At 73.9% G+C, this 4,080-nt stretch carries 3 protein-coding genes and 1 pseudogene; 1 reads left to right on the top strand and 3 read right to left on the bottom strand.

Features of this window, described 5'->3' with window-relative positions; all coding sequences use genetic code 11:
* Nucleotides 1-266 (top strand): annotated as a pseudogene (locus E1258_RS34150) (hypothetical protein); the annotation flags it as partial.
* A gap of 338 nt (nt 267-604) precedes the next feature.
* Here E1258_RS34150 and E1258_RS30570 read toward each other — a convergent pair.
* Genes E1258_RS30570 through E1258_RS30560 form a run of 3 tightly spaced genes read right to left on the bottom strand, consistent with a single transcriptional unit; the run spans nt 605 to nt 3,677 of the window.
* On the bottom strand, nt 605-1,555 hold the full coding sequence (locus E1258_RS30570; protein ID WP_007071981.1) for a VWA domain-containing protein: 951 nt from the start codon (nt 1,553-1,555) through the stop codon (nt 605-607).
* The gene (locus E1258_RS30565) at nt 1,552-2,580 is read right to left on the bottom strand and encodes a DUF58 domain-containing protein (RefSeq protein ID WP_371688708.1); all 1,029 of its coding nucleotides are present in this window, start codon (nt 2,578-2,580) and stop codon (nt 1,552-1,554) included. The genes E1258_RS30570 and E1258_RS30565 overlap by 4 nt, the downstream gene beginning before the upstream one ends.
* A complete protein-coding gene (locus E1258_RS30560) occupies nt 2,559-3,677 on the bottom strand; it encodes a MoxR family ATPase (protein ID WP_132407209.1) in 1,119 nt (372 codons plus the stop codon). Before E1258_RS30560 ends, E1258_RS30565 begins: the two co-directional genes overlap by 22 nt.
* Nucleotides 3,678-4,080: the final 403 nt, after the last annotated feature.

The following is a 4,080-nucleotide window of genomic DNA, read 5'->3' as shown; positions in this document are numbered from 1 at the left end:
ACCCAGCTCCGCTCCCCCGCACCGCCCACCCCTCGGCCACCGGCCGGGTCGGCGACCGGGTTGCGCCGTCCGGCGAGGACGGGGAGGGGGCACCCGGTCACGACTTCGTGTGCGCGCCCTGCTTCCCCTCGCGGTCCTCACGCCAGCGTGGACCGTCCAGTCGCCACCGGAGCCTTTCCATGAGCCGTTACGTCGCCCCGCTGGGTTTCACCCTCGCCGCCGTCTGGGTGGCCGTCATCTTCGTGCTGGCGGGCTCCGGCCACTGAGCGCGGACCCGGCACCGTCTTATCCGGACACCGACTCCAGCGCCCCGGCGCACCGCCGGCCCGCCGGTCGGCACCGGGCCGGCTCGAACTCCACCGGCACCGGACGCCGGCCGGCAGCACGACCTGCCGTAGTTGCCGCTCCCTCGTCCGGAGCCGACAGGGCGGCCGGGCGGCATGCCGCGACCCGACCCGACGGGGCGTCGGCGGTCAGGGCGACAGCCACCGCGCGTCGGTTGCGGACACACGGCGGGGGTGGCCGGTCGCCGTGCGATCGACGCCCGCCGAGCAGGTGCTCCCGCCCGGAGCACCGACGGGCGGGAGGTTTCGAAGACCTTCGATCAGAGCAGCCGGGACGACCAGAGCAGACTGGCGGCACCCGCGCACAGTGCCAGCAGCAGGGCGATCCCCGCGTACCACTGGGTGACCTCGCGGGGCTCGGTGCGGAACCCGATCGAGCTGCCCATGTCCTGATAGACCTGCTTCAGCTCGCTGACCGAGGCGGCCTCGTAGAAGTAGCCCTCGGTCGTCTCGGCCAGCTCGGCCAGGGCCATCCGGTCCACCGGCACCCGCTGTAGCTGACCGCCGATGTCAACCTGCCCGGCGTCCGTGCCGAAGGCGATGGTGGAGACCGGCACGTTGGCCGCCTGCGCGGCCGCCGCCGCCTCCTCCACCGACCGCCCGGAGGTGCGGAACCCGTCGGAGAGCAGCACGATCCGGGCCGGCGGGATGCCCGCCGCGCCGTCGGCCGGCACCGACCGGATCGCCTCCAGGCAGGTGAAGACCGCCTCGCCGGTGGCGGTCGCCTCGGCCAGCACCAGCCCGTCGATCGCGGTGGTCACCGCGTCCCGGTCCTTGGTGGGCGGCACCAACACGTTCGCCGACTTGGCGAACGAGACGAGACCGAGGTTGTAGGTCTGCGGCAGCTCGGCGACGAACTGCTTGGCCGCTTCCTGGGCGGCCTCCAGGCGGTTCGGCGCGACGTCGTCGGCCTGCATGGACAGCGACACGTCGATCGCCAGCATGACGGTGGCCCGCTCCAGCGGCTCCCTGGTGTCGATCGCCGGCCGGGCCAGCGCCGCGGACAGCACCAGCAGGCAGAGCAGGAACGCCACCGCCGGCACGTGCCGCCGCCAGCCCAGTCCCTTCGGCGCGAGGGTACGCAGCAGGTCCACGTTGGTGAACCGCATCGCGTACACCCGGCGGCGTAGCTGCCGCCACACGTACAGCGCGGCGAGGGCGAGCACCGGCAGCACGGCCAGCAGCCACCACGGTTGCAGAAAACGGATCATCGTGTCGTCCCCCGGGTGCGGGCGTGCCGCTGCGCGGCGACGAAGCGCACCATGTCGAGCAGCCAGTCGGTGTCGGTCCGAAGTCGCAGGTGGGCCGCGCCGGCCCCGCGCAGGCACGCCGAGATCTCCGCCCGCTGGGCGGCGGCCGCCTCGGCGTACCGGCGGCGCAGCCGGGGGTCGGCGGTCTGCACCTCGTGCAGCTCACCGGTCTCCGGGTCGACCACCGGCAGCACCCCCACATCGGGCAGCTCCAGTTCACGCGGGTCGACCACCTCGATCGCCAGCACGTCGTGCCGGACCCGCAGCTTGCGCAGAGGCCGCGCCCACTGCTGCGGCGGCGCGAGGAAGTCGGAGATCACCACCGCGACGCCACGGCGGCGGGGCGGCCGGTTCAGCGCGTCGACAAGCGCGCCCAGGTCGCTGCGCCCGGGCCGGATCTCGGTGCCGGCGATCGCCCGCAGCAACCCCTGCGCCTCCCGGCGCCCGCCCCGGGCGGGCAGCCGCACCAGCCGCCCCGGGTCGGGCGGCGGTGCCGCACCGCGCCGACGCCCCGCCGGGGCCCGCGACGCGGCACCGGTGCCGACCACCGCCCCGATCCGGTTGCCGCCGCGCACGGTCAGGTGGGCCAGCGCCACGGCAGCGGCCACCACGACGTCGCGCTTCAGCCACCGGCCGGTGCCGAAGTCCAGGCTCGCCGAGAGGTCCACCGCAAGCCACGTCTCCAGCTCCCGGTCGGCCACCGTACGCCGCACGTGCGGCATCGTCGTCCGGGCGGTCACCGGCCAGTCCATCCGGCGTACGTCGTCGCCGGGGCGGTACTCGCGCGACTCCCCCGCCTCGCTGCCCGGGCCGGGTAGCAGACCGGCGTAGTCGCCCTGGAGCAGGCCGTCGAGCTTGCGGGTCACCAGTAGCTGGAGCCGGGACAGCACGGCCTCGCTGCGGGGCGCGGCGGCCGGTGAGATCGGGGACCGCGTACCCGGAAAGGGGTGGGGGGTGGACGGGGTCACGGTCGCTGCCCGGGCCACCCGGCCTCGGCCGACGGCGTGCCGCCCGGGGTGGCCTGCTGGCGCGGGGCCACCGACGGCAGCGGAATGGTCGACATCACCCGGTGCACGATGTGGTCGGCCGGCACGTCGTCGGCGAGCGCGTCGTAGCTGAGCACCAGCCGGTGCCGCAGGATGTCCGGCGCGACGTCCTGCACGTCCTGCGGCAGGGCGTAGTCCCGGCCGCGCAGCAGCGCCAGCGCCCGGGTGGCCCGGACCAGGCCGAGCGAGGCCCTTGGGCTGGCACCGTACTGGATCAGTTGTGCGACGTCGGGCATGCCGTGCTCCGCGGGGGTACGGGTGGCCAGCACGAGCCGCACCGCGTAGTCGACCAGCGCGTTGTGCACGAACACCTGGTCGGCCTTGCGCTGCAACGCGACCAGATCGGCGGTGTCGAAGACCCGCGCCGGCTCCGGCGGGGCCACCCCCATCCGGTAGACGATCTCCCGCTCCTCGGCGTCGGTCGGATAGCCGACGACGATCTTCATGAGGAAGCGGTCCCGCTGCGCCTCCGGCAGCGGGTAGACGCCCTCCTGCTCGATCGGGTTCTGGGTGGCCATCACGAGGAACGGGTCCGGCACCCGGTGGGTCTGCCCGCCGATGGACACCTGCCGCTCGCTCATCACCTCCAGCAGGGCCGACTGCACCTTCGCCGGGGCGCGGTTGATCTCGTCGGCGAGCAGGAAGTTGACGAAGACCGGCCCCAGCTCGACATCGAACTTCTCGCTGGACTGCCGGTAGATCCGGGTGCCCATGATGTCGGCGGGAACCAGGTCCGGGGTGAACTGCACCCGGGCGAAGGACCCGCCGACCACCCTGGCCAGGGTCTCCACGGCCAGGGTCTTCGCCACCCCGGGGACCCCCTCCAGCAGGCAGTGCCCGCGGGCGAGCAGCGCCACGAACATCCGCTCCACCATCCGGTCCTGCCCGACGATCACCCGCTTGACCTCGAACAGCGCCCGTTCCAGCAGCGTCGCGTCCTGGGCGGGTGTGCTCGTCGCCGACGCGGCGGGCGGCCGGGGCGGCTCCGGGGCGCTGCCGTTCGGCGTCGGGGCGTCGGGCGTGGTCGGCTGGGCCACCGGTCCTCCACAGCATGATCGTTCGTCGCGGCGTGGTGCGTATCAAGACTCGCATGCCCGGCTGAGTGCCGAGGCGGGGAGAAGCCGATTTTCGCCACGCCGTCCCGGGGCTTGAAAATCACCGGTCACGGGTTTACAGCAGGGGGGGCGGCGTGTGTAACATTCACCCGTCGCCGGGCGGCTCCCCCCGTGGCCGCCCGGCGCTCAACCTTCGCCCCGCGCCCCTAGACTGGCCCGGATGAGCATCCCCCGTTCCACCGATGATCTGCCGAGCTGCTCGGCGAGGGGCTGTCGCGCCCCGGCGGAGTGGGCGCTGCGCTGGAACAATCCCCGGCTGCACACCGCCGACCGGCGCAAGACCTGGCTCGCCTGTGCCGACCACCGTTCCTCGCTCGGCGACTTC

Origin of the sequence: Micromonospora sp. KC207, from assembly GCF_004348615.1 — a bacterium.
Classification (GTDB): Bacteria; Actinomycetota; Actinomycetes; order Mycobacteriales; family Micromonosporaceae; genus Micromonospora.
Note: the sequence above shows the minus strand (reverse complement) of the source record. Positions and strands in the feature narration are given on the sequence as shown.